The organism is Streptococcus sp. GMD3S (assembly GCF_000298695.2).
In the GTDB taxonomy this organism is placed as follows: Bacteria; Bacillota; Bacilli; order Lactobacillales; family Streptococcaceae; genus Streptococcus.
The window spans coordinates 17470-41116 of the sequence record NZ_AJRC02000004.1 but is presented as its reverse complement, the minus strand read 5'-3'; the positions used below and the strand labels follow the sequence as shown (position 1 = coordinate 41116).

General features: G+C 41.6%; 24 protein-coding genes. 4 read left to right on the top strand and 20 right to left on the bottom strand.

Features of this window, described 5'->3' with window-relative positions:
• Position 1: 1 nt before the first annotated feature.
• The 9 genes from GMD3S_RS0202895 to GMD3S_RS0202855 form a co-directional block, all read right to left on the bottom strand.
• Positions 2-664 carry a thiamine diphosphokinase gene (locus tag GMD3S_RS0202895; protein ID WP_000006125.1) on the bottom strand — a complete coding sequence of 221 codons (663 nt, stop codon included), beginning with the start codon at positions 662-664 and terminating at the stop codon, positions 2-4.
• On the bottom strand, positions 627-1283 hold the full coding sequence (gene rpe / locus GMD3S_RS0202890; protein WP_000084999.1) for a ribulose-phosphate 3-epimerase: 657 nt from the start codon (positions 1281-1283) through the stop codon (positions 627-629). Before rpe ends, GMD3S_RS0202895 begins: the two co-directional genes overlap by 38 nt.
• A 10-nt stretch (positions 1284-1293) precedes the next feature.
• Complete coding sequence (gene rsgA / locus GMD3S_RS0202885; RefSeq protein WP_008276660.1) at positions 1294-2172, bottom strand: ribosome small subunit-dependent GTPase A; 879 nt, start codon at positions 2170-2172, stop codon at positions 1294-1296.
• Between the two features lies 1 nt (position 2173).
• Positions 2174-3046, bottom strand: a complete 873-nt coding sequence (gene rsmA / locus GMD3S_RS0202880) for a 16S rRNA (adenine(1518)-N(6)/adenine(1519)-N(6))-dimethyltransferase RsmA (protein WP_001216874.1) — start codon at positions 3044-3046, stop codon at positions 2174-2176.
• Complete coding sequence (locus GMD3S_RS0202875) at positions 3043-3378, bottom strand: hypothetical protein (RefSeq protein ID WP_000702740.1); 336 nt, start codon at positions 3376-3378, stop codon at positions 3043-3045. The genes rsmA and GMD3S_RS0202875 overlap by 4 nt, the downstream gene beginning before the upstream one ends.
• Positions 3379-3571: 193 nt before the next feature.
• A complete protein-coding gene (locus GMD3S_RS0202870) occupies positions 3572-4426 on the bottom strand; it encodes an SDR family NAD(P)-dependent oxidoreductase (RefSeq protein ID WP_000755762.1) in 855 nt (284 codons plus the stop codon).
• 11 nt (positions 4427-4437) lie between these two features.
• The gene (gene rnmV, locus GMD3S_RS0202865; protein ID WP_000491759.1) at positions 4438-5013 is read right to left on the bottom strand and encodes a ribonuclease M5; all 576 of its coding nucleotides are present in this window, start codon (positions 5011-5013) and stop codon (positions 4438-4440) included.
• Complete coding sequence (locus GMD3S_RS0202860) at positions 4992-6344, bottom strand: PIN-like domain-containing protein (protein WP_000932025.1); 1353 nt, start codon at positions 6342-6344, stop codon at positions 4992-4994. Before GMD3S_RS0202860 ends, rnmV begins: the two co-directional genes overlap by 22 nt.
• Positions 6345-6358: 14 nt before the next feature.
• The gene (locus GMD3S_RS0202855; RefSeq protein WP_000575627.1) at positions 6359-7129 is read right to left on the bottom strand and encodes a TatD family hydrolase; all 771 of its coding nucleotides are present in this window, start codon (positions 7127-7129) and stop codon (positions 6359-6361) included.
• 151 nt (positions 7130-7280) lie between these two features.
• Between GMD3S_RS0202855 and GMD3S_RS0202850 the strand changes: the two genes are divergently transcribed.
• Positions 7281-9125, top strand: coding sequence for an APC family permease (locus tag GMD3S_RS0202850; protein ID WP_000488836.1), 1845 nt, complete (start codon positions 7281-7283; stop codon positions 9123-9125).
• A 181-nt stretch (positions 9126-9306) separates the two neighbouring features.
• Here the strand turns inward: GMD3S_RS0202850 and rpmH are convergent, their stop codons facing one another.
• From rpmH to GMD3S_RS0202835, 3 genes are all read right to left on the bottom strand, one after another.
• Positions 9307-9441, bottom strand: coding sequence for a 50S ribosomal protein L34 (gene rpmH, locus GMD3S_RS0202845; protein WP_000831905.1), 135 nt, complete (start codon positions 9439-9441; stop codon positions 9307-9309).
• Positions 9442-9585: 144 nt separating this feature from the next.
• Entirely contained in the window at positions 9586-10800 is a 1215-nt protein-coding gene (locus tag GMD3S_RS0202840; protein WP_000666454.1) for a pyridoxal phosphate-dependent aminotransferase, read from the bottom strand.
• Between the two features lie 144 nt (positions 10801-10944).
• Complete coding sequence (locus GMD3S_RS0202835; protein WP_000651410.1) at positions 10945-11244, bottom strand: hypothetical protein; 300 nt, start codon at positions 11242-11244, stop codon at positions 10945-10947.
• Between the two features lie 166 nt (positions 11245-11410).
• Here GMD3S_RS0202835 and GMD3S_RS0202830 point away from each other — a divergent pair, with 166 nt between their 5' ends.
• Positions 11411-11863: a universal stress protein gene (locus GMD3S_RS0202830; protein ID WP_000079161.1), complete on the top strand. Its 453-nt coding sequence runs from the start codon at positions 11411-11413 to the stop codon at positions 11861-11863.
• A 122-nt stretch (positions 11864-11985) separates the two neighbouring features.
• On the opposite strand, the gene GMD3S_RS0202825 is transcribed toward GMD3S_RS0202830, so the two are convergent.
• Entirely contained in the window at positions 11986-13962 is a 1977-nt protein-coding gene (locus tag GMD3S_RS0202825) for a CAP domain-containing protein (RefSeq protein ID WP_025172948.1), read from the bottom strand.
• A gap of 496 nt (positions 13963-14458) precedes the next feature.
• A complete protein-coding gene (locus tag GMD3S_RS0202820; protein ID WP_000453122.1) occupies positions 14459-15850 on the bottom strand; it encodes a Cof-type HAD-IIB family hydrolase in 1392 nt (463 codons plus the stop codon).
• A gap of 65 nt (positions 15851-15915) precedes the next feature.
• Between GMD3S_RS0202820 and GMD3S_RS0202815 the strand changes: the two genes are divergently transcribed.
• Positions 15916-16878 (top strand): asparaginase, encoded by a 963-nt coding sequence (locus tag GMD3S_RS0202815; RefSeq protein ID WP_001124810.1) that lies wholly within the window; start codon positions 15916-15918, stop codon positions 16876-16878.
• Between the two features lie 52 nt (positions 16879-16930).
• On the opposite strand, the gene ccpA is transcribed toward GMD3S_RS0202815, so the two are convergent.
• The gene (gene ccpA, locus GMD3S_RS0202810; RefSeq protein WP_001090635.1) at positions 16931-17941 is read right to left on the bottom strand and encodes a catabolite control protein A; all 1011 of its coding nucleotides are present in this window, start codon (positions 17939-17941) and stop codon (positions 16931-16933) included.
• A gap of 204 nt (positions 17942-18145) precedes the next feature.
• Between ccpA and GMD3S_RS0202805 the strand changes: the two genes are divergently transcribed.
• The gene (locus GMD3S_RS0202805; RefSeq protein WP_000886045.1) at positions 18146-18463 is read left to right on the top strand and encodes a DUF960 domain-containing protein; all 318 of its coding nucleotides are present in this window, start codon (positions 18146-18148) and stop codon (positions 18461-18463) included.
• 50 nt (positions 18464-18513) lie between these two features.
• Here the strand turns inward: GMD3S_RS0202805 and GMD3S_RS0202800 are convergent, their stop codons facing one another.
• From GMD3S_RS0202800 to folP, 5 genes are all read right to left on the bottom strand, one after another.
• Positions 18514-19797 (bottom strand): membrane protein, encoded by a 1284-nt coding sequence (locus GMD3S_RS0202800; protein WP_001125355.1) that lies wholly within the window; start codon positions 19795-19797, stop codon positions 18514-18516.
• The gene (folK, locus tag GMD3S_RS0202795; RefSeq protein ID WP_000372502.1) at positions 19790-20611 is read right to left on the bottom strand and encodes a 2-amino-4-hydroxy-6-hydroxymethyldihydropteridine diphosphokinase; all 822 of its coding nucleotides are present in this window, start codon (positions 20609-20611) and stop codon (positions 19790-19792) included. Before folK ends, GMD3S_RS0202800 begins: the two co-directional genes overlap by 8 nt.
• 158 nt (positions 20612-20769) lie before the next feature.
• Positions 20770-21324, bottom strand: coding sequence for a GTP cyclohydrolase I FolE (gene folE / locus GMD3S_RS0202790; protein WP_000380930.1), 555 nt, complete (start codon positions 21322-21324; stop codon positions 20770-20772).
• On the bottom strand, positions 21305-22627 hold the full coding sequence (locus tag GMD3S_RS0202785) for a bifunctional folylpolyglutamate synthase/dihydrofolate synthase (RefSeq protein ID WP_001002333.1): 1323 nt from the start codon (positions 22625-22627) through the stop codon (positions 21305-21307). Before GMD3S_RS0202785 ends, folE begins: the two co-directional genes overlap by 20 nt.
• 1 nt (position 22628) lies before the next feature.
• Positions 22629-23573 (bottom strand): dihydropteroate synthase, encoded by a 945-nt coding sequence (gene folP, locus GMD3S_RS0202780; protein WP_000491578.1) that lies wholly within the window; start codon positions 23571-23573, stop codon positions 22629-22631.
• Positions 23574-23647: the final 74 nt, after the last annotated feature.

The following is a 23647-nucleotide window of genomic DNA, read 5'->3' as shown; positions in this document are numbered from 1 at the left end:
CCTACCTCCTGTCCTTGCTATGCAGCACGACGACATAGCCATCTGGGCAAGTTACCGAAACTTCCCTATCTATATATTCGTTAGAAGCGTACACTTTTTTGAAGAAAAAATTTTCCTCTGTCAACTCATACTTGGCTCCGATAATGGTCAACTGACTATCCCGAACCGGAATAAAGGCTAGATAGTCATAGTCTGAACGAGGCTCTAGCTGACTGGTCCCTTCTGGACAATAGATAATCACATTTTGCCCATCCTCAATCGCTATCTGGCGCATATAGGGTGCCAACTTGGGATTGCTAGGCAGAAAGACATTAGCCAGCATATGGTCAATTCGACCACCCAAAGCCCCAAAAATAGTCACCTGAGCCTGAGAATTTTGCTCAAAGATGGTCAAGAGAGCCAATTCCAGATCTGTATCATCCTTTTCTGGCTGGGCTTGAACAAAATGTTGGGCACATTTTTGAATCAACTGACGTTCGTCTGCAGTCACCGAATCAAAATCCCCAACTGCTAGAGCCAGAGGCAGATCTTCTTCCAAAACCCAGAGCGAACCGCGATCCACACCGACAAAGCAGTCAAAATCCGTCCGATAATGACCACGGTCTCCGCCTGCAAAAACGGCAACCCTAGTCCAGTTGTTTTCTGAGAGTTTGTACTCGCTCATTGACATCTCCCTTAAAGACATAGGATCCTGCTACAAAAACGGTCGCACCAGCTTTTTTAGCCTGAGAAATGGTCTGGTCATCAATACCGCCATCGACCTCAATTTCAAAGTTCAAACCTTTTTCCTCACGAAGGGCAACCAACTCACGAATCTTATCCATGGTTTCAGGTAGAAAGGCTTGCCCGCCGAAGCCAGGGTTAACCGTCATGACCAAGACTTGATCAACTAGATGAAGCACGTGTTTGATAGCTTCAACCGGAGTACCAGGATTGATAACGACCGAAGGTTTGACCCCTAGAGAACGAATCTTTTGAAGAGCACCATGGATATGAGGCGTTGCTTCGACATGAATGCTGATGATATCTGCACCTGCACGCGCAAAGTCTTCTATATGATGTTCAGGATTAGAGACCATCAAGTGGCAGTCAAAGACCATCTTGCTATGAGGACGAAGAGCTTCGACCACACCTGCACCAAAACTGATTTGTGGTACAAAGTGACCATCCATGATATCGATATGGGCATATTCTGCACCAGTTGCTTCTAGACGTTTGATTTCACGTTCAAAGTTGGCATAATCTGCTGCCAGAATTGACGGAGCAATCTTGTATTGAGACATAGGTTTCTCCTTATTTTGGAATTTTTTTGCTGACTTTTTTATAGGTTTCTCTGCGATTTTCAATCTCACTGAGGAATTGGAGGTAATTGTCAAAACGGAAGCTGGCAATGATGCCTTCTTCCACTGCAGGCTTGACAGCGCAAGACGGCTCATGGGTATGGGTACAAGTACGGAATTTACAGTCTCGACTGACACTGGCAATCTCTGGGAAGGCCTGATTGAGGTCTTCCGCCGTTGTCACTTCATAATCCAGCGATGAAAATCCTGGCGTATCTGCGATTTTACCACCATTGAGATTGTAAAAACTAACAGCCCGAGTGGTATGGCGACCACGACCTAGACTGTCTGAAATTTCTCCTGTTTCAAGATTGAGGTCCGGTGCGATTTTATTGAGAAGGGTTGATTTTCCCACACCTGTCTGCCCCATAAAGACCGTCACTTTTCCTGTCAACAGAGGTAAGAGCTCTTCCTTACTGGTCACAAAGTCATAACCAATAGTACGATAGGTCTGCTGATAAAAATCCAGTTCTCCTCTATCTTCCAGCAAGTCCATTTTGGAAATATAGACGATGGGATGGATGCCCTTGTGTTCCAGAAGAACCAAGAACCGATCCAACAAGTTGCTGTTGAAGTCCGGTTCCTTGACGGACATGATCACCACAGCTTGGTCAATATTGACAATAGGCGGACGGACCAGGCTATTTTTCCGTTCGTGAATTTTGAGGATATAACCTTCGGAATTTTCCTCTGCAGAGAAATCTACCCAGTCCCCAACGTAGGGCGTGTGGCCTTTTTTACGGAAATTCCCACGCGCGCGCGTCTGATAGACTTGGCCATCACTCTCTACATAGTAGAAGCCTGCCAAGGCTTTAATAATTTGTCCTTGCATCTTAGAGCCCTTGTCCTTTAAGCGCATCTGCCAGACTGGCAAATTCTTCCAAGCTAAGTGCTTCCCCACGCACAGATGGAGACAAGCCTGCCTGATCCAAAGCCTTGGTCAACTTTTCCTTGACTTCATCAGTCTTGCCAAAGTAGCCTGTTAAGTTATTCCACAAGGTCTTGCGACGATGAGTGAAACTAGCCTTGGAAACTTTAAAGAAAAATTGTTCATCTTTTACTGCTACAGCAGGCTCTGGACGACGCACCATTTTCAGGATAGCTGAGTCTACGTTTGGCGCTGGCACAAAGACCGTACGAGGCACGATGAAGGCAACCTTAGCTGTCATATAATACTGCACCGCAATCGACAAGCTACCGTAAGCCTTAGTATTTGGCTGTGCGGAGATACGATCCGCCACTTCTTTTTGCATCATAACGACAAACTCACTAAAAGGAATGCCACTTTCAATCAAGTGCATGAGAATAGGCGTCGTAATATAGTAGGGCAAGTTGGCTACTACCTTGATTGGTAGGTCTGGATTTTTGAAACTCTGGATATGCTGCGCCAAATCCACTTTGAGAATGTCCTCGTTGACTACTGTCACATTGTCAAAATCACGCAGGGTATCTGCTAAAATCGGTACCAAACGGTGGTCGATTTCAAATGCCATGACTTGAGCTGCACGCTCAGCCAAAAATTCTGTCAAGGCACCAATCCCTGGCCCGATTTCGATAACATTAACCTGATCATCAATTTCAGCTGTATCCACGATTTTTTGAAGGATATTGGTATCCGTCAGGAAATTTTGCCCGAAGGACTTTTTAAAGGTAAAACCGTGACGCTCCAGTACTGCCTTGGTCACGCTATAATCTGCAATTCTCATTTATTCTCTTTTCTAATATAGTATGCTTCCGGGGTATAATGATAGAGCAAAACAAATAAGGGAGTCTCAGTAATTCCTTCCAACATCTCTTTTAAGACCGCATCTGGATGGATAATCTCTCGTGTTTTGGTGAAATAAACACCGTGTTCCCCATTTCGATTACGGAGTTCCCAGGCCACATTATTTCCTTGAACAGACGGCAAATAACGTTCCTTTTCTAGAAAGTCAAAAAATTCTTTCACCGTCATATCTTCAGAAATCTCGAATTCTGTCTCATGGGGCAATACATCATCCCCAATACACACAGAATCTCTGTCAACTCGGATTTTCATTTCGTTCTGTCCTTATAAGTTTCTATTTTAACGCTATCAAAATAAATCTAAGTACCTCTATTGTAACACATTCCCCTTATATTTTCGGGTTATCTGGTTATTGTTATCACTTTTCAGAACTCTCCAAACAGATTTTGATATCTAAATTTCTTTCCACTATTGAAGTAAGCGTAAAATTTATTTTTCTAATTCTTTATAGATTGTCTCTTGAAAATGTCAGTTGTTCAAGTAAGGAATAGAGTTTTGCTTGCCCCTCTTCTTCGTAAGCAGTTCTATTTGCTTTTACTTCCCTGCATTTCTCGTCATACAGAAAACCGTCATGGTCATCTTCTGTAGATAAGGCTGTGTAGACTTTGGCCATTTCTTCAGGACTAATCGAAAATTTTGACTTAATTTTATAAAGATTTTTCATAAAAGCGCTGAGGTGATCATAGCGGCGCATATCAACTCTGACATTGGTCACACGGATTGCCTGAATTTTGATACCTTTCCACCATTTCCGCATATAAAGCGACAGCATCAACAAGGCCAGTTTATTCTGATAATAGGTCTTGGCAGGGCTATAATGTTTTTGACCAGCTAAATTTTCAAAATCAAGCTTCATGAAAGGATAAAGCATCAGCCCTTGGGAAGAAATATTAATAATCCGACCAGTCTCAGACTTTTCCAACAAACCTTTCAACAAGATAGACAGCAAGAAAGGGGCGACAACATTGGTCGCAAATTGCTTTTCTAAACCATCCTTAGTCAGGATGGGCTTTTTGACTGACAAATCAAAGTCAGCTGCATTGTTAATTAAAATATCTAAAGTCTCTTCTTTTTGGATATACTTCTCTACCGCTTTCCTGACACTCTTCATATTAGATAGATCAACCAAGATATAATCTACATATGGATTTCCTGTCTGCTGACGAATTTCCTCACAAGCTTGCTCGGCAGCTTCTTTCCGTCTACAAAAGAGAGTTACCGACCAGCCCTTTTCAGCCAACTGTTTAGCAGACTGGTAGCCAATACCACTATTGCCACCCGTAATAATTACTTTTTTCATTCCTGACTCCGTTAGTCTGAATACTTAGCCATCACTTCTTCCACTTCTGCCAAGGTTACCCCAAATAACTCCAACCGCTTGAGGAGTTGCTTGCCGTTGGAATAGCCGATGCGAAGCTGTTCGCCTAGATACTCTCTGCGCCTACGACTGTCTGCTCCCGCTAGGAAACCTAGGCGAATCAAATCACCACGACTGATGTCAAACTCGTTCTCGTTTTCAAATTGCTCTGTCACCTGAACCAGCGCTGTTTTCAGGTCCTCATAGCTAGCATGTTCGATTCCCAGAGAACGTCCCTTGGACTTAGATTTGGGAACAGCCTCATCTCGCTTGAGAAAAGCATGCTGCACTGTTGGAATGGCCGTCATAATCATGCGTCGAATCCGTTCCCCATTAAAATCTGGATCTGTAAAGACAATGACTCCATGCAATTCATGCAGGCGCTGAATGCGTTCTATATCCTGGTCATTTATTGCGGAACCTCGTGTTTCATAGGTCTCTACATCAAAGTAACGTTTGAGATTGGCCGTATCATCGCGACCTTCGACCACGATGACTTGGGACAATTTTATTTTTTTCTTTGAGAACATATCTTTTCCCAATCACTCTGGACTTCACTATCTATAAATCTTAATTGCCCAGCGCTTTTCTCAACTCTTCCATCCAACAAATCAAAAATATATCTAAGTTTTTGAGTAAAATTCAAAGATGTTCCTACTATAAATTCTTTTCCAAGTTTATCTGTTACAATGATATATCTATCAAATGTAGTATTAATCTCTTTAAGTGAATCTTCAAATGGTAAGACACACGGGATACTGATATCCGAGCCATCAATTTTTGAAATAATTTTTTCAAAAACAATTCCCATCATTTTAGCTTGCTGTGTTATTCCAACATAATTTTGTCCATATAAACTAAAATCATATTTCTCATTATCATAATTTTTTCGAGAAGTTTCAATTGAACTTCCATCCGCTACTCCAGTTGCTTTTAAAAGTGTCCAAATATCTATTTTTTTAACAATCAAACCTGTTTCTCGACAACATTCAGAATACATATCCAAATTTATTTTTGTTTTATTCCCCTCTAAAACCCAATCTGGTTTACCTTCATTTGAAATAACAATCAAATATTTCTTATCTTTAACTACATTTGGATTACACTTAATATAATCTAGCGCATCTAACCAAAAAATAGCATCTGAATAAAATCTAGGTACTGATTTCCCACCTAAAAAAATTGTCTCTTTAGATTTCTCAACAATATCTTCATATCCCGGAGATATTTTTAACTTATAACGTGCATCTATCCTCTCTATATATCTACTTAAAGTATTATCAGTGTAGTCTGATCCTAGCTTTACCTCATCTAGGAATTTCTCAATTACTCTCTTTATTTCATCGACACTCGTAGTTGATATTTTCCAATCAACTTTTTTTAATAGCTTATTTTTTTCATCTATTAGTTTATTATTTATAACCTTCAACTCTTCTGTATATTTATTGATTCTTTCAAAGTAATCCTCTTTAAATTTTGAAATTTGATTATACATAGTTTTCATGTCGTCAACTTTTTTATACTTATTTATATCACTGAAAAGATTATTATTTACAATATTTTTAATACTTGTCTCTAACAACTTATTCGAGTTTTCAATATTTTTAATTATCTCCCTCGCCTTTTCTACTTTTTCATTCCTTGCATTAATTATATTCAATTCATTTTCTAGATATTCAATTTGTGTTACATATGGGATATATACATCTTTTTTTATTTTATCGAATGAATCTACTATTTTCTCTCCTAGAACATAGTCTTTCAGTGGAAATAGCAAACAATTATTATCAATTACAAAAAATGATTCTTTTATCATTTCCGTAGTAAAATCTTTATTATATTCTTTAATAATATTTAACATTCCATCTCCTTGTCTTAATACTTTATTTTAAAAATACGCTCTGCATTTGCAGTCGTTATAACTGCTAATTCCTCGGTCGTCATCCCACGCAAGTCGGCGATAAAGTCCACCACATAGCGTGTGTAGGCTGTTTTGTTCTCACGGCCACGTTTAGGAACAGGAGCTAGGTAGGGCGCATCCGTCTCTACCAAAATCTTGTCCAAAGGAAGCTCCCTAGCAGCCTCTTGGATATCCGTTGCTTTCTTAAAAGTCACTACTCCTGAGAAAGAAATGGTCATACCAAGCTCGACAAACTTCTCAGCCCACTTGAGAGAGCCTGAAAATGAATGCATAATTCCACCACGAGGACCAACGCCCTCGCTCCTGATAATCTCATAAGTATCTTCAAGCGCATCACGAGTGTGGACCACAAAAGGCAAGTTCAAATCCTTAGACAGCTGAATCTGACGACGAAAAACCTGCTCCTGTACTTCCTTAAGTGCTGTCATCCAATGGTAGTCCAGACCAATCTCCCCCAAGGCAACAACCTTGGGATGTTTTAGTTTTTCAAGCAAGTAAGCTTCGACCTCATCTGTGTAAGTCCCTGCTTCCGTCGGATGCCAACCAATAGTTGCGTAGAGTTGCTCATACTCATCTGCCAACTCCAGGGCTCGCTCAATGGTCGGTGTATCAAAACCAACAATATTCATCTGTGTCACACCCATCTCAGCAGCCAAGGCGATTTCTTCTGCCTCACGTCCTGCAAATTCTTCTACATTTAAATGTGTGTGCGTATCAAAAATCATCTTTTCTAACCTCATTTTCTTCCATCTATTATACCAAAAATAGCATCCCTCGGCTTGTAAAAATATTCTAATACCAATCATTCTCCCTTGACTGCATTTTTTCAAAGCAGTATAATAACACTTATTGAAATTTTCATCAAAGGAAAAGAAAATGTTTAGAAAATTAAAATATACCTTTATCGGTCGACCACTCAAGTCCCTCACAGACGGTGAAGGGGGATTACTTGGAAAAATGCAGGCACTTGCAATGTTATCCAGTGATGCCCTGTCTTCTATTGCCTATGGACCTGAACAAGTCATTCTCGTATTAGTCAGTCTCTCTCCTCTCGCTATTTGGTGGAGCCTCCCTATCGGTATTTTTGTCCTCTTACTCCTCGCTAGTTTGACCGTTTCCTATCGTCAAATTATTCACGCCTATCCTCAAGGTGGGGGGGCTTATATGGTCACTCGGGAAAATCTCTCTCCTGAACTAGGCTTGATTGCAGGGGGCAGCCTCCTTGTTGACTATATGCTGACAGTAGCCGTATCCGTTGCGTCTGGAGCTGATGCTATTACAGCAGCTATCCCTGCCCTCCATCCCTACAATCTTCATATCTCTATTTTCCTAGTCTGCCTGCTCATGCTCTTGAATTTAAGAGGTTTGAAAGAATCTGCCAGCTCTCTGATGATTCCCGTCTACCTCTTTATCTTCAGTACCGTCTTTCTCTTGCTTTATGGGTTCTTTCAACTATTTACTGGTTCCCTAAACTACCAGGCAACTTCAACCATTGGACAAACCGTTCCGAGCCTTTCCATCGTTCTCCTATTGAGAGCCTTTACCAGTGGCTCTGCCTCTCTGACAGGGGTTGAGGCTATTTCAAATGCGGTACCATTTTTCAAAACTCCGAAAGAAAAGAATGCTGCTCAGACCTTGACCATCATGTCCTTGATTTTAGGATTCCTTTTTGCAGGCATCACCTTCCTAAACTACTGGATGGGCATCACTCCTCAAAATGGAGAAACCATCCTTTCGCAAATGGCCAAGGGCATTCTTGGTGATTCATTCTTTGGTCATGCTAGCTACTATCTCTTCCAGTTCTCAACAGCCTTGATTCTAGCTGTAGCTGCAAATACTGGCTTTTCAGCCTTCCCTATGTTGGCATACAATATGGCTAAAAACAAGTACATGCCCCATCTCTTTATGGAAAAAGGGGATCGTCTTGGCTACTCCAACGGTATCTTAACTCTGGCTTTTGGAGCTATGATCCTTCTTCTCATTTTTAACGGGAATACTGAACGCTTGATTCCTCTTTATACTATCGGGGTCTTCGTTCCCTTTGCCCTTTCTCAGACTGGGATGATTCGTCATTGGAAAAAGGAAAAAGGAGCAAACTTCTTAAAACCTGCCTTTGCTAATATCCTTGGGGCCATCATTTGTTATGCTATTGTCCTCATTTTACTCTTCTTCAGACTGGGTGATATCTGGCCATTCTTCCCAATTATCCTAGTTTTAACTTTCCTCTTTTTGTCCATTCACAGCCATTACCAAAAAGTGGCAAAACAACTGCGACTCTACGAAGGAATTGAAAAGCGCACTTATGACGGCAATCTTGTCCTTGTCCTAGTAGGAAATGTTACTCGAGTAAGTGTCGGAGCCATTAACTACGCTCAAAGTATCGGTGACGAAGTATTGGCTATGCACATTTCCACTAAAGAAACGGCCGAAAAAGACCAAGAAATCCTTCAGGAATTTGCCGATTACTTCCCAAATATCACTCTGAAGAATATCAATACCAGCTACCGCGACATCATCACCCCTAGTGTTAAGTATGTCAAACGAATCGCCCAAGAAGCAAAGCAAAAAAACTACACCGTTACAGTCCTTGTCCCACAGTTTATCCCTAACAAGCCTTGGCAAAATATCCTACACAATCAAATGAGCCTCAAACTAAAATACGCTCTCAGATGGCATGAAGACGTCGTTATCGCTAGCTACTCTTATCACTTAAAAGAATAAACAAAAACTCAAAATCAGTAACTTATATCTGGTTTTGAGTTTTTTGTATATGACCTTTTAAAAGAGTCCTCCACGAGTTCCATTTGAAATTGAAGATTTCGTGGACAGTTCACTATGTAGGATAAAAAGAAAAGCCAGTAGACTCGAGTTCCTACTGACTTCTTTGCTGAATTTGTTTGGATTATGCAGCCAAAACTTTGCGTCCTTTACGACGACGAGCTGCCAATACGCGACGACCGTTTTTAGTTGACATACGGTTACGGAATCCGTGTTTGCGCGCACGACGAAGTTTACTTGGTTGATAAGTACGTTTCACGATGAATACCTCCTCATAGATTTTGTATTCGTTTAGCCGGCTATAAAGTGATCAGTTACTAAACATACTTTACTATTCTATCTGATTCTTACCTATTTGTCAATAGCTCTAAGGAAATGTTTCCTGCTTTTCCCTATGAAAGCCTTATCTACGATACTGACTCAAGAAACGTGTCATCTTTTCTTGGATTTGCGCTAATTCGTCCACACGAGGAAGGTAAACGATACGGAAATGGTCTGGTTCCTTCCAGTTAAAACCACGACCATGAACCAAGAGAACCTTTTCCTGCTTCAAAAAATCAAGAACGAACTGTTCATCATCATCGATGCGGTACATATTTCGGTCAATTTTAGGGAAGATATAAAGACCCGCCTTTGGCTTGACCGCAGACAAACCTGGAATATCTTGGATGGCATTGTAAATGAAGTTTCTTTGCTCGTAAATCCGTCCACCAGGAAGGAGCAATTCATCCACTGACTGGTGCCCACCTAGTGAAGTTTGTACGACTTGCTGGGCCAAAACGTTAGAGCAAAGACGCATATTGGACAGCATATTGAGACCTTCGATATAGCCCTTGACATGGTGCTTAGGACCAGACAAGACCATCCATCCTACACGGAAACCAGCGATACGGTGAGATTTTGACAAACCATTCATGCTGACACAGAAAACATCAGGTGCCAAGCTCGCCACAGGCGTATGCACATGCCCATCCATCACCATGCGGTCATAAATCTCATCCGCAAAGATGATCAAATCGTTTTGACGGGCAATCTCAATAATCTCCAACAAGAGTTCCTTAGGATAAAGGGCTCCAGTTGGATTATTTGGATTGATAAGGACGATTGCCTTAGTGTTGGAAGTAATTTTTGACTTGATATCGTCAATATCAGGGTACCATTCTGCAGCTTCATCACAGATATAGTGAACGGCATTTCCCCCAGCTAGGCTGACCGCGGCTGTCCAGAGAGGATAGTCTGGCATAGGAACCAAGACCTCATCGCCATTATCCAAAAGCCCTTGCATGGACATAACAATCAGCTCACTGACACCATTTCCAAGGTAGATATCATCAATGTCCACATTGGGAAATTTCTTCAGTTGGCAATACTGCATGATGGCCTTGCGGGCCGAGAAGATCCCTTTGGAGTCAGAATACCCCTCACTATCACGCGCATTCATAATCAAGTCATGAATGACCTCATCTGGCGCTGTAAAACCAAATTCTGCTGGATTTCCTGTATTCAGACGTAAAATCTTTTCTCCGTTTGCTCGCATCCGCATAGCTTCTTCCAAAACAGGGCCACGGATATCATAGGCAACGTGCTCTAACTTACTAGACTTGTTATATTCTTTCATCTTGTTTCCTCAATTCATCGAGATAGTAACATTATACCACTAGAAAGGGATTGCGACAAGTTTCCTGAAATGAGCAAGCAAAGAAAAAAACTCACAACGACTAGGTTTTCACCGTCTAAACAACTAGAATACAGAAGCATTTTCTCACATACCAAAAGACAAACCTAGAAAGATCAGCGCTATAAAAGAATCATACAAAAGATTAAACATGAGAAAGAGCCCCCACGTGACCAAATAGTCCAAGCGACAACTTCTCTTTGCAATCACAAATAAAATGATGTGGTAGACTAGGTGAAAGAAAAGAAATCCAACAAAACCTGGATAGAGAACGGGCATGACTCTTTCCAGCTGCCAAAGCATCACTACTTCACCTACAAGTGACGCAAGGATAATTCCATGATAAAGAAAACTTATTTTTTTAGAAGCTTGAACAAAATCTTTCATACTTTCTCATCCCCTCGCTGTGTTTCCTACTAGCTCGTTTTCTTTTATTTTAACATATCTCCACCAAATTGAATCTCCAATAATATTTATTGAAATATGATTTTTACTTTACTTCTTTAGTGAAAAGGGTTACAATAACAGTAAGAAAATTTCAGGAGGTTTCATTATGGCACAACGTTACCAAAATGTTATGGTCGCAATTGATGGTTCAAAAGAAGCAGACTTGGCTTTCGTCAAAGGTGTTTACACTGCTCTACGCAACGAATCCAAGCTCACCATTGCCCATGTTATCGACACACGCGCTCTTCAAAGCGTGTCTACCTTTGATGCTGAAGTTTACGAAGAACTCCAAGTCGATGCTGAAAGTCTGATGAAGGAGTACGAAAAGCGCGCAAGAGATGCTGGTGTGACCGATATTCACATCGTCATCGAAATGGGAAATCCAAAAACCCTCCTTGCCCGTACTATTCCAGACGCAGAAAATGTTGACCTGATTCTCGTTGGTGCAACAGGGCTCAATGCCTTTGAACGCCTCTTAGTTGGCTCTTCATCTGAGTATATTCTTCGCCATGCAAAAGTCGATTTGCTAGTCGTGAGAGAAAGAGAAAAAACATTGTAATCATTAAAAAAAGGGAGCCTTGGGCTCCTTTATGTTTGTCCTGATTGGGTCACAAAAAGGCTTTAAACAATTGTTTAAAGCCTCTATCTTATTTAGAAAGTAGTCAATCTCAAAGGATTGAATTATTTGTAACTGTATGCCCAGTAGTATACACCGTTTCCATCAACTACTGCTGCTACAGCTCCTTCAGTGACATTCGGATCGAGAAGCAAGTCTCTCAAACCACTGTTTGCCCATTTCTTAACGACAACAGCAGCATCTTCATCACGACGTCCTACAAAGCCTGTGCTATCGTATTGACGTGAAATTTCATTTACTTTCGGAAGTGCTTGATTTTGATAAATGTCTTCAGACCAAGTCAATTCTTTCAATCCTTGAGCTTTACGAGTCTCATTGATTTTAGCGAAAGCTTCTTTCGCTTTTGAAACATAGTCATAGTTTGTATCGTTTGTTGCTTCAACACGGTAAACAAACTTCACATAGCCAAATTCTACATCACTGTATTTCTTGTCTTCGACACCACTCTTGAGATTTGCAATCAAGACATAGTCCTTAGCGTATGGGTTTTCTTTCGTCTTCTCAAAGATTTCTGGATCTTCGATTTCCCACTCAACTTTAGCATCCCAACCAGAGTTATCAAGGAACTTAGGATTCATTTTTTCGATGACATAGTTTTTGAACTCTTCAACATTCTTGAATGGCAATGCTTGACCTGCTTTAGCAGTCGTTACCAAGTTAGTTGAGTAAAGTTTCACGCTAGAGTTCTTGTCACTGTACATGTACTCGTCATCAGCAGTGTTTTCGTGAAGTTTTGGATCACGAGCTGGATCGTTTGGATCAGTCATCCCTTGAAGTTTCCATTTTCCTCCAAGCCACTTCCAGTATGCTGAGTAACCTGTACGCTCTGAGTTAGATGGTACATAGTAGTAATGTGCACTACCGTCGAAGTAGTAGTTTTTATCATTCTTGAGGACTGCATCACCTGGTTTACCTGGTGGGTAAACCAATTTTGGAGTGTGTCCATTTGGTGCCCAAGCCAAGTGTTCCAATCCTTCAGCTGGTTTTTCAACATAATCAGGGATTTGGTTTTCACTTGGTTCATCAGTCGTTACCAAACCTGGTGTTGTTGGGATAGCTGGAGTTGCTGGTGTTTCTGGTTTTGGTTCTGCTGGCGTTTCTGTTGATGGCTTGAATGGATCAAATTCACTATCAGCACCATTAATTGGTGGGTTTTCTGGTAGGTCAACACTTGGAGTTGCTGGTTGTTCTGGTTTTGGCTCAGCTGGTGTTGTTGGCTCTTCAGGTTTATCACTAGGAGCTGGTGTTGGAGTCTCTGGTTCTGCTGGTGTTGGAGCAGGAACTTCAGGTTGACTTGGTTGTGCTGGCTCAACCGGAGTTGTTGGTTGTTCTGGTTTTGGTTCAGCAGGTGTTGCCGGTTGTGCTGGTGTTGTATCAGCAGAATCTTTCACCAATACCCACTTACCATTTTGGTAGTAGTAATAATCACCATTGTCCAATACATAGTAATGGTAACCATTTTCGTAACGATAGTGCGGATCGTTTTCCAAGTTGTTAGTAGATGAGTTGTTGTTACTATTGTTTGTCAAAGGTTTCCACTGACCGTTACGATAAATACGGTAGCTACCATCGTTCATACGGTAGTAGTGATTGCCATTCCAGTAAATATAGTTTTCATCGCTAGCAAGGTTGTTGTAATTATTCCAATAATTATAACCATAGTAGTTGCTACTGTTGTCATAGCTATAGTAGTTATTCCAATTATTGTAACCGTAGTTGTAACTTGGGTAGTAGCTACCATATCCATAGTTATAGCTTGGATAGTAGCTATTGTAGCCATAGTTATAACTTGGGTAATAACTGTTGTAGCCATAACTTCTTACAGTATAATTTGATGTGCGGCTACGATTTGCAGTAGTACGGTTAGAAGTACGATTGCTTGAACGGCGGCTAGTTCTTGTATAGTAACTATTATTTCCATTCCAATTGTAAGCAGCGTGAGCTTCACTTGGTGCAAAAGTTGGAAGCATTGTTACAGCTGTTAAAACAGAAGCTGTCAAATAGGTATATTTTTTCTTCATTTCAACCTCTTAATTCTTTAATTTTTAAACTTGAAAATTAAAATAATAAAAATTTGGAAAGCAATTGTGCACAATTTTATAACTAAACCTCAAAGCTAGAGTGAACTCCTCACATCAACTTGTTAACAGGCCTGAAATAAACAAGTTGACTTTCTGTCTTAAAAAAGAGCATATTGTAGTAGCATGAGGATTTTATATTTATTCGCTTTCTGAATTTATTCTAACACATAAACTTTCAAATATCAAATAATTTGACTTGTCTTTTTTTGATGTTTTTTAAAAGAAAAGCTAGATATATCAGTAATATATCTAGCTTTTTAACTATTCTTTGTAAGAAATGTAATTTCCTGTTGCTTTATTTTCACTATCTTTTCATTTTTTTCTTTTCTTTTTCTAGTATAAATATGCTAATAATAATTAGTGATATATATAAAATTGTTCGGTTTTTCAGCTCAAAAAATCCCCGAATTTTTCATCCAGGGAAAAGAATTTTCTCTTATTTTTTATTTTTTCTTTCTTTATGTCGCTCATAAGCTTTAAACTGACGTTGTAGTTCCTGTCGGATGGCAGGTTCTGGAGCATATTTTTCTTCCCAGTCATCTGGTTTTAAAATCTTGTGTGTAACTGGGTCAAAATGAGCTTTCCCATCAGGGAAAACCTTCCCCATATTTGCTTCATGGACAATATCAAAAATGCGTTCTGGATCTACTCCCATCAATACAAAACTGCCGTATGTGAAATACAATGTGTCAATCAAAGCATCCACTTGACCGACCAGATTTTGCTTAGCAGGCGTCTTTTTCGCCACTTTCTCTGCCGCCTTATCAAGTGCCTCATGCATGCTTGCAAGGGAGTTTTGGAATTCTTCCTCCGAAGAACTTGCTGCGCGAACAAACTCTACTAATTCTTCAATTTTAAAGTCTGCGCGATGGGTTGCACCTTCAGCATCCCATGCCTGTGGCTCTTCTTGAGTTCGTTCATCCATCATGTGGTGGAAGGTTTTGACCTTATTAAAGTGGTAGTCTCGACTGACAAACACTTTTTCTGAAGCCAAAACACCAAAGTGCTCGAGCGCCTTGTGGATACCATCTTGTTGATTACTTGCCGTAATATGCTTGGCAACTTCTTTGACACTGCTACTGCCATTTCCCATAGCAACCGACATACCAACGCCCGCCAACATTTCCAGATCGTTGTCTGAATCACCAAAGGCCATGACTTGGTTGAGATCAAAGCCATATTCTTTCCCGACTCGGCGAATGCCTTCTAGTTTGGAATTTCCTTGGTTGATGATATCTGCTGCAAAAGGATTGCTTCGAGTTAATTTCAAATCTTCAAAATCACTTGCTGCCTTCTCAGATTCTTCTGGCGTCATCAGCATCAAAACTTGATAAATGGGTTGATTAATCAAGTTAAGCAAGTCGTCTTCCTTTTGAGGAACTGCCTTGCTGACCATTCGATTAAAGGAACGGCTAACGGTTCTTGTCAGAACAGTCGGAATAAAACGACTAACCAGTTGGGAAAAGGAGCCGAGACCAAATGACATAATTTTCGAACCAACAACGGCATGCTCGGTTCCAAGAGCGATTTCTTTACGCTCCTTTTTAGCGTAAGCAATCAGTTGACGCAGGCTTGACTTAGCAATCGGACTTGCAAAGAGCACCTTTTCTTTATTAAAAATGTATTGGCCATTGTAGGTCACCGCAAAGTCTAGGTCCAAGTCTTCCATCAATTCCTTGACAAAAAACGGCCCTCGTCCTGTCGCTACTCCAACAAGCACTCCTTGCTCTTTGACAATCTTAATCGCGTCCTTAGTGGATTTCAAAACACTCTTGCGATCGTTGACTAGCGTTCCATCGATATCAAAAAAAACAGCCTTGACTTCCATCCTGTCCCATTCTCCCCTTTTGTGTTACAATGATTATACCACATTTCAGAAAGAGTGACTAAATCATGCCTAAGAAAATCCTTGTTTTACATACAGGTGGGACTATTTCCATGCAAGCAGACGCCACTGGTGCCGTTGTAACTAGCCAGGAAAATCCCATGAACCATGTTTCCAATCCGCTTGAAGGGATTGAGGTTCATGCCCTAGACTTTTTTAATCTGCCAAGCCCTCATATCAAACCCAAGCATATGCTTGCACTCTATCATAAGATTAAAGAGGAAGCTGATAACTATGATGGAGTTGTCATCACACATGGTACAGATACCTTAGAAGAAACAGCCTACTTCCTTGATACCATGAAAATTCCGCCCATCCCCATCGTTCTAACAGGGGCCATGCGTAGTTCAAACGAACTTGGTAGCGATGGTGTTTATAATTATCTGAGCGCTTTACGAGTTGCCAGTGATGATAAAGCAGCCGACAAGGGTGTGCTGGTCGTCATGAACGACGAGATCCACGCAGCCAAGTATGTTACCAAAACTCATACGACCAACGTCAGCACCTTTCAAACTCCAACACATGGACCACTTGGCCTCATCATGAAGCAAGAAATCCTCTACTTTAAAACGGCTGAACCTCGTGTCCGGTTTGATCTCGAGCATATTCAAGGTCTAGTTCCCATCATCTCAGCCTATGCCGGTATGACAGACGAGCTGATCGATATGTTAGACTTGGAACAGCTGGATGGCTTAGTCATTCAGGCCTTTGGAGCAGGCAACGTTCCCAAAGAAACAGCTCAAAAGTTGGAAAATCTCCTGCAAAAAGGAATCCCAGTCGCCTTGGTCTCACGATGCTTTAATGGTATTGCTGAACCTGTCTACGCCTACCAAGGCGGAGGAGTGCAGTTGCAACGAGCAGGGGTTTTCTTTGTCAAAGAACTCAACGCTCAAAAAGCGCGCCTCAAATTATTAATTGCCCTTAATGCTAGATTAAAAGGACAGGCTTTGAAAGACTATATGGAAGGATAAACCTCTTCTCTAGAACGCAAAAATAGGAAATCTTCACGATTTCCTATTTTTACTATTTACGTTTTCGTGTAGAGCGGCGCTCTGTCAAACCATGAGGCAAGAGAACTTCACGTTCTTCCAACTCTTCCTTATGCATAATCTTAGTCAACATACGCATGCTGATAGCACCTAAGTCATAAAGAGGTTGGGCAATAGTCGTCAAGTTTGGACGAGTGAATCGTGCAATCTGAGAGTCATCTGTCGTGATGATTTCAAACTCTTCTGGCACAGATACGCCATGGTCAGCCAAACCATTCAACACACCTGCCGCCAATTCATCACCTGTTACAACTGCGGCTGTAGCTTGTGATGAAATCAAGCGTTCTGCCAAGGCATAACCATCGTCATAGCTGTATTTTGATTCAAAGACCAATCCCTCACTATAAGAATGTCCAGCTTTTTTCAAGGCTTCCTTGTAACCAATCAAACGAACCTTGCCATTGATATCATCGACGAGTGGTCCACTCACAAAAGCAATCTTTTCGTTTTCTTTGAGAAGATAGCTCACGGCATCAATCGTTGCTTGTTTGTAGTCGATATTTACACTTGGAAGTTGGTGTTCTACATCCACAGTACCAGCAAGAACAACCGGTGTCCGTGAACGAGAAAACTCTGAACGAATCTTTTCAGTCAAGTGATAGCCCATAAAGATAATCCCATCGACTTGTTTTGAAAAGAGAGTGTTAACCACTGAAACTTCCTTTTCATCATCCTCATCACTATTTGCAAGGACAATGTTATACTTGTACATTTCAGCAATGTCGTCAATCCCTTTAGCAAGTGTTGAGAAATAACCATTGGTAATGTTAGGAATCACAACTCCGACTGTCGTTGTTTTCTTGCTAGCCAAACCACGTGCTACCGCATTTGGACGATAGTCCAAGCGATCAATCACTTCTAGGACTTTTTTTCGAGTGTTCTCTTTAACATTCTTGTTGCCATTAACGACACGGCTAACTGTTGCCATTGAAACTCCTGCTTCACGGGCGACGTCATAAATCGTTACTGTATCATCTGTGTTCATTCCGTTTCCTTTCTATAATGAAAATTTCGCTTTCACGCATCTACTTACTCCATTCTATCACTTATTGTAAACACTTTCAAGTATTTTTTAGAGAAACTTTGAAAAAATTTCACAGTTTATTCCCATTTTGAAAAAGCAATTACGATTTCTTGATTTTTAAGACATTTTGCTGTATGATAAGGAAAATAAAAGGGGGAGGAAAACATGGCTTTTACAAATACACAGAGACGTTCCGCTAGTTTTGGTGTCGTGACCAGCTTGCCTGATGATGTCATTGACTCTTTATGGTATATTATCGATCATTTCCTGAAAAATGTCTTTGAACTAGAAGAAGAACTTGAGTTTCAACTGCTCAACAATAAGGGGACCATCACCTTCCATTTTTCTAGTCAGCACCTTCCGACTAGCATCGATTTTGATTTCAATCATCCTTTCGATCCGCTTTACCCGCCTAGGGTCCTTGTTTTAGACCTAGACGGCAGAGAAACCATCCTCCTTCCTGAAGAAAATGACCTATTTTAAAAACTCTAGCTTCTTGGCGTAAACCACTGAGAAACTAGAGTTTTCTTTTTCTAATAAATGGAGCGACTGACAACTAGACCGTTTGGTTTTGTATACTCTAAATCAAGGTAATCCTGATAAGTCCCTGGCACAATGAAACCTTGGGGACTCAGTATATCAGTCCCAGCTTTTCCCACGATAGAGTCTGCTAGCAGAACACAATTGGTACTGAGAACAAAGTAGGTCTTAAACTCGGATGAGCTGAATTTATAGAGGGTCGCATCTGCTTCCTCTTTCAGTTGGTAAGAGTAGGTGTGCTTTACCTCTCCCTCTCTTCTTTTCATCAACTGCGAGCTTGGTTCCCAAGGAATTAACAGGTCTTCTATCTCCGATAAACGAGCTTGGATAGCTGTTTTCTGTTGGTCCGTCAAACTCAGACCATAAGCAAACAAGGTCTTCTGACTTTCCCTCTTACAGAGCTCGATGTATTTTTCCCGATTGGCCTTAAACAAAACACCGTCTCCAACCATACCAAATAAACGCTCCGAGTGGGGATCATAGGAACCATAGGAAATAACCTTCCCTTGATAACAAATATCCACATGTCCCATGGCGAGGAAGAAGGAGGTTTCTGAGGTATGGATAAAAATTTCCAGGTCAACCGTCTGGTCGTTTTTTCTTTCTGAATGAACTTCCCCTTCTTGACTTTCATGATTTGCCAGCCACTCATTTAGTTTTCGCAAGGTGCTGATAGGAATCAGAGCCGTCACAAAGATCGGCAGAGTCATTCGCATACGTCGTTTCAGCTTGGGATTGTTTTCTATCCTTTCAAAAAAGAATCCGTCCCGGAGGCTACTGGCTCCTAGCATGAGCAAGTAAAATCCAAGCAAGAGCAATTCAAAATTCGCTGCATCGTGAAAAGGAGAGATGCTATAAAGCCCGAATCCTATCATCCATACAGCATCAAAGAGATGATGGATCCGAGGATGAATGGCATTTTTTCGATAGAGAGACCAGGTCACAAGACTAATGATGCCTGTAAACAGCTGGTAGCTCGCAATGATAAAGACCAAGAGATAGAGGGCAAGATCTTGCAAAATGATAGAGTCAAACACGAGAGCCGCTACCACCAGCTTGCCCAAGGTTACAAAGATATTTTCCCGACGTTTTTTATCTTGAAACCAGCGAGTCAACAAGTGCCAAACTGCTGACAAGGAAAAGTAGGCCATCAACAACTGGTACCCCATTCGTGGAATAACTTGTCCAAAACGAATCAAGAGGAGCCCTAAAACAATAGCAAGTAGTCCCTCCCCGATACTCTTCCACTTGCTATAGGTCTCGGAAAGCTTAGGCATTTCCTTGCTCCAACTGGTCAACCAAATAACGAATTGGTTGCTTTAGGATCGGATGGATAAAATGGGGAGCTATTTCCACTAACGGCTCAAGAACAAAGAGGCGTTCTGCTATATAAGGATGAGGCAAGATGAGGTTGTCTGTATAAACGATCTGGTCCTCCACAAAGAGCAAGTCCAAATCAATCAAACGAGGCCCCCAATGCACCTCTCGAACCCGTCCCATTTCTGACTCAATGGCTAATAATGTTTCTAACAAGACTGGAGCCGGTAGCCAGGTTTCTACTTCAATCACCTGATTGGCAAAGCTATCCTGTTCCACACCACCCCAAGGTTCCGTCGTCAAAACACTGGACTCTTTGAGAATATGGATGCCACGAGCTCGCAGGTTGTCAATGGCTTTTCCCAAGTTTGCTTGCTTATCTCCCATATTACTTCCTAGGGCGATAAAGGCCCGTTGCTTACGACGGTGAATGGTCACCGAGCAGGTATCCAACGGTAAATGCACTGGAGCCCAAGGTTTTTTTAGTTCCAACTCAATCTCTTGGACAAGAGGATAGGTCTCAAAGGTACGTTCAACTAGTTTGTAGGCTACCGTTTCAATCAAATCCTCAGTGCTTTCCTGAAACCAAGTCTTCCACTGCTGACACAGTTCTCCGTAATGGACAGATGCTGTTAAATCCAATTCTGTAGCCGCCTTGGTCATATCATAGGATAAGCTTGCGGAAATAACAAACTTCTGCCCCAATTCCTTCTCACTAGGGAAAAGACCATGATAGGCAAAAATTTCCAAATCTTTAATCTGCAGTTGATCCATAACTTGTCCTTTCTAGAAAAATCCGCATGAAGCGGATTCTTTTTATACTCAATGAAAATCAAAGTGCAAACTAGGAAGCTAGCCGCAGGCTGCTCAAAACACCGTTTTGAGGTTGCAGATGGAAGCTGACGTGGTTTGAATTTGATTTTCGAAGAGTATTATAGTCCCATTAAACGATAAGCCTGGTCTCGGAGGTCTTTATCTGTTTCAAATACACCTCGCGCTACTGTCGTCAAAGTCGCAGTACCTGGTTTTCTGACACCACGCATGCTCATACACATATGCTCGGCCTCAATGACAACAAAGGCTCCTTTAGCCCCCAGATAGTCCATCAAGGCATCGGCCACTTCAATATTTAACCGTTCTTGAATCTGTGGTTTTTTAGAATAAATTTCAACCGTACGGGCTAGCTTAGACAAGCCTGCCACCCGACCATCTGGAATATAGGCAATGTGCGCTCTCCCATAAAAAGGCAAGAAGTGGTGTTCACACATAGTGTGGAAAAAAATATCCTTTTCCACTACCATATTATCATCAATAATCTCAAAGGATTTTGACAGGTGTTCCTCAGCAGTTTGGCCAAGGCCTGAAAAAATCTCTTGGTACATACGGGCTACACGAGCAGGTGTTTCCTGCAAGCCCTCGCGGTTAGCGTCCTCACCAACAGCCTCGATAATCATTTTTACAGCCGTTTCAATCTTTTGTGTATCCATTCTCGTTCTTCCTCTCCATCAGATAGGCTCTCACTTGGCTCAAGAAATACAAGGAACCCGTGACAATCCTAACTGTTTGTTTCTCTTCATTTTTATCTGTCAATTTCTGCTCTAGAAAATCCTGCCAACTTTGGTAATTGAGATTTCTAGACTTGGCTGTCTCTTTCAGCACGCTTTTATCAGTCGCCCGACTATCGTCAAAATGGGTTAAAGTCAATTGACTATCTGGCACCGTTTCTAGCAAATCCAACATATCTTCCAAGGCCTTGGTTCTGATACAGGTAAAGAGGATTTCCTTATGATAATCCGCAAAGCGTTCTTGCAAGGTTGCTAGTAAAGCCCTGATAGCATGGGGATTATGGGCCCCATCCAAAATCATCATAGGTTCGCTAGACACGACCTCCAAACGCCCTGGCCATCTGGTTTCCTCCAAGGCTTGAGCAAGCAAGTCACTGCTAGCTAATTCTCGCCCAATCTCTTGGCAATAAATGTCTAGAAGAGCAAGTGCCATCCCTGCATTTTCTATCTGGTGCAAGCCTAGCAGGCCTGTTTGAAAGCGACCTTGTCTGACAGAACTAGTATAATCAAAGATTTCACCCGTCACCACACTCTTTTGATGACTGACCTGGTAATCTTTCCCATAGGCAAGTCTCGATGCATTTTTATCTTCTGCAATGGAGTCAATCACAGCCAAGGCTTCAGGAACAATATGACCTGTCACTAATGGAATGCCTTGTTTGATAATACCAGCCTTCTGCTCTGCTATGGATTCCAAGGTGTCACCAAGTAGGGCCACATGATCCAGTCCAATAGTCGTAATTCCTGTTAAAATTGGCTGACAGACATTAGTACTATCCAGAAGGCCACCCATACCGACTTCCATGATGGCCACATCTACTAGCTCTGAGGCAAAGTAATCATAGGCTATAGCTGTAATTATCTCAAACTCGGTTGTTCCCTGCAAATTATCAGCAGATTCCCCCTCAAGCAAAGACTGATAGTCTGCCATGAGGGCTTCTAGCCTAGTTTCTGGGATGGATTCCCCATTAATGCTAATCTGATCCGTATAATGAATAAGATAGGGCGAGCTGAACACCCCAACTCTCAGCCCTAGGTTTTCCAGCATCTTTTTCAAAAAAGCAATGGTAGACCCCTTGCCGTTGGTCCCTCCGATATGGATGACCTTGAGTTTGAGCTGGGGATTGCCTCGCAGAGCTAGGAGTTCTACCATGCGTTCCAAGCCAAAATGTGGTTGGTCCGTCCGGTAGTGGGCAATCCACTGATTGTTTTCAATTTCGTTCATCTTACTTATATTGTTTTAAATCTAGATTTTCTGCATCATCTGCCAAACGAATGGCTGACGCAATTTCAACTGCCATCCTGTGACTGGCAACATCGTGCACGCGCACCACTTCCACACCCTGTCTCGCAGCGATACTGGTTACATGAGCCGAAGCGGTGTCCCGATTTCGGAAACCGACTTCCGTCTCAGGATTGACTTCAAAGCCATTCTCCTCAAGGATATTGATAACAAACCGCTTGCGCGAAACACCAAGAAAGATTGGATAGCCCTGCTGATGCAATTTATCAAGGTCCCGTAGAAGAAGTAGATTTTCCTTCTTGGTGAGACCAAAACCAATTCCCGGATCCAGCAAAATGTTTTCTCTTGCTATCCCAGCTTGATTGGCTCTCGCTAGTGCTCGTTCAAAGAAAGCCTCCATCAAGTCTTCAATTGGCATTTTTTCAAAGTCAGCTAACTCTTCCTCTGTAAAAGCTTGCCCAAAACCAAAATGAGGAAATATGAGCGAACTAGGGTGCTGAGGTCGAGCCATGACTGGATTAAACATGATGACTACTTTCGCACCAGCCTTAGCAACCACATCCGCCATTTTCTCATCTCCCATGAGACCCGTAATGTCATTTACCAGATTGGCACCAGCAGCCAAAGCAGCCTCTGCCACCTGACTTTTCCAAGTATCGATGGAAATGAGAACATCACTTTCCTCACAGATAGCTTTAATCACTGGAACAACACGCTGGATTTCCTCTTCTATCTCAACATAGCTACTGCCCGGCCGAGTCGATTCTCCACCGATATCAAGCATGCTAGCTCCTTCAGCTATCAATTTACGGGCTTGCTGAAGCGCCTGGTCAACAGCAAAAAACTGACCACCATCCGAAAAGGAATCTGGTGTTACATTGATAATTCCACAAATAGCTGTTTTTGCCTGACTAGCTTTACTGAACATAAGGTCACTCCTCAAGGTTTTTCACCACATTATTTCTCTATTTTACCATAAAAAGAAAAAGATGGATACGCTAG

Excerpts from the sequence above, each read along its gene's own strand:
- GMD3S_RS0202895 (WP_000006125.1), bottom strand. The coding sequence starts at position 664 with ATGAGCGAGTACAAACTCTCAGAAAACAACTGGACTAGGGTTGCCGTT.
- rpe (WP_000084999.1), bottom strand. The coding sequence starts at position 1,283 with ATGTCTCAATACAAGATTGCTCCGTCAATTCTGGCAGCAGATTATGCC.
- rsgA (WP_008276660.1), bottom strand. The coding sequence starts at position 2,172 with ATGCAAGGACAAATTATTAAAGCCTTGGCAGGCTTCTACTATGTAGAG.
- rsmA (WP_001216874.1), bottom strand. The coding sequence starts at position 3,046 with ATGAGAATTGCAGATTATAGCGTGACCAAGGCAGTACTGGAGCGTCAC.
- GMD3S_RS0202875 (WP_000702740.1), bottom strand. The coding sequence starts at position 3,378 with ATGAAAATCCGAGTTGACAGAGATTCTGTGTGTATTGGGGATGATGTA.
- GMD3S_RS0202870 (WP_000755762.1), bottom strand. The coding sequence starts at position 4,426 with ATGAAAAAAGTAATTATTACGGGTGGCAATAGTGGTATTGGCTACCAG.
- rnmV (WP_000491759.1), bottom strand. The coding sequence starts at position 5,013 with ATGTTCTCAAAGAAAAAAATAAAATTGTCCCAAGTCATCGTGGTCGAA.
- GMD3S_RS0202860 (WP_000932025.1), bottom strand. The coding sequence starts at position 6,344 with ATGTTAAATATTATTAAAGAATATAATAAAGATTTTACTACGGAAATG.
- GMD3S_RS0202855 (WP_000575627.1), bottom strand. The coding sequence starts at position 7,129 with ATGATTTTTGATACGCACACACATTTAAATGTAGAAGAATTTGCAGGA.
- GMD3S_RS0202850 (WP_000488836.1), top strand. The coding sequence starts at position 7,281 with ATGTTTAGAAAATTAAAATATACCTTTATCGGTCGACCACTCAAGTCC.
- GMD3S_RS0202840 (WP_000666454.1), bottom strand. The coding sequence starts at position 10,800 with ATGAAAGAATATAACAAGTCTAGTAAGTTAGAGCACGTTGCCTATGAT.
- GMD3S_RS0202835 (WP_000651410.1), bottom strand. The coding sequence starts at position 11,244 with ATGAAAGATTTTGTTCAAGCTTCTAAAAAAATAAGTTTTCTTTATCAT.
- GMD3S_RS0202830 (WP_000079161.1), top strand. The coding sequence starts at position 11,411 with ATGGCACAACGTTACCAAAATGTTATGGTCGCAATTGATGGTTCAAAA.
- GMD3S_RS0202825 (WP_025172948.1), bottom strand. The coding sequence starts at position 13,962 with ATGAAGAAAAAATATACCTATTTGACAGCTTCTGTTTTAACAGCTGTA.
- GMD3S_RS0202820 (WP_000453122.1), bottom strand. The coding sequence starts at position 15,850 with ATGGAAGTCAAGGCTGTTTTTTTTGATATCGATGGAACGCTAGTCAAC.
- GMD3S_RS0202815 (WP_001124810.1), top strand. The coding sequence starts at position 15,916 with ATGCCTAAGAAAATCCTTGTTTTACATACAGGTGGGACTATTTCCATG.
- ccpA (WP_001090635.1), bottom strand. The coding sequence starts at position 17,941 with ATGAACACAGATGATACAGTAACGATTTATGACGTCGCCCGTGAAGCA.
- GMD3S_RS0202805 (WP_000886045.1), top strand. The coding sequence starts at position 18,146 with ATGGCTTTTACAAATACACAGAGACGTTCCGCTAGTTTTGGTGTCGTG.
- GMD3S_RS0202800 (WP_001125355.1), bottom strand. The coding sequence starts at position 19,797 with ATGCCTAAGCTTTCCGAGACCTATAGCAAGTGGAAGAGTATCGGGGAG.
- folK (WP_000372502.1), bottom strand. The coding sequence starts at position 20,611 with ATGGATCAACTGCAGATTAAAGATTTGGAAATTTTTGCCTATCATGGT.
- folE (WP_000380930.1), bottom strand. The coding sequence starts at position 21,324 with ATGGATACACAAAAGATTGAAACGGCTGTAAAAATGATTATCGAGGCT.
- GMD3S_RS0202785 (WP_001002333.1), bottom strand. The coding sequence starts at position 22,627 with ATGAACGAAATTGAAAACAATCAGTGGATTGCCCACTACCGGACGGAC.
- folP (WP_000491578.1), bottom strand. The coding sequence starts at position 23,573 with ATGTTCAGTAAAGCTAGTCAGGCAAAAACAGCTATTTGTGGAATTATC.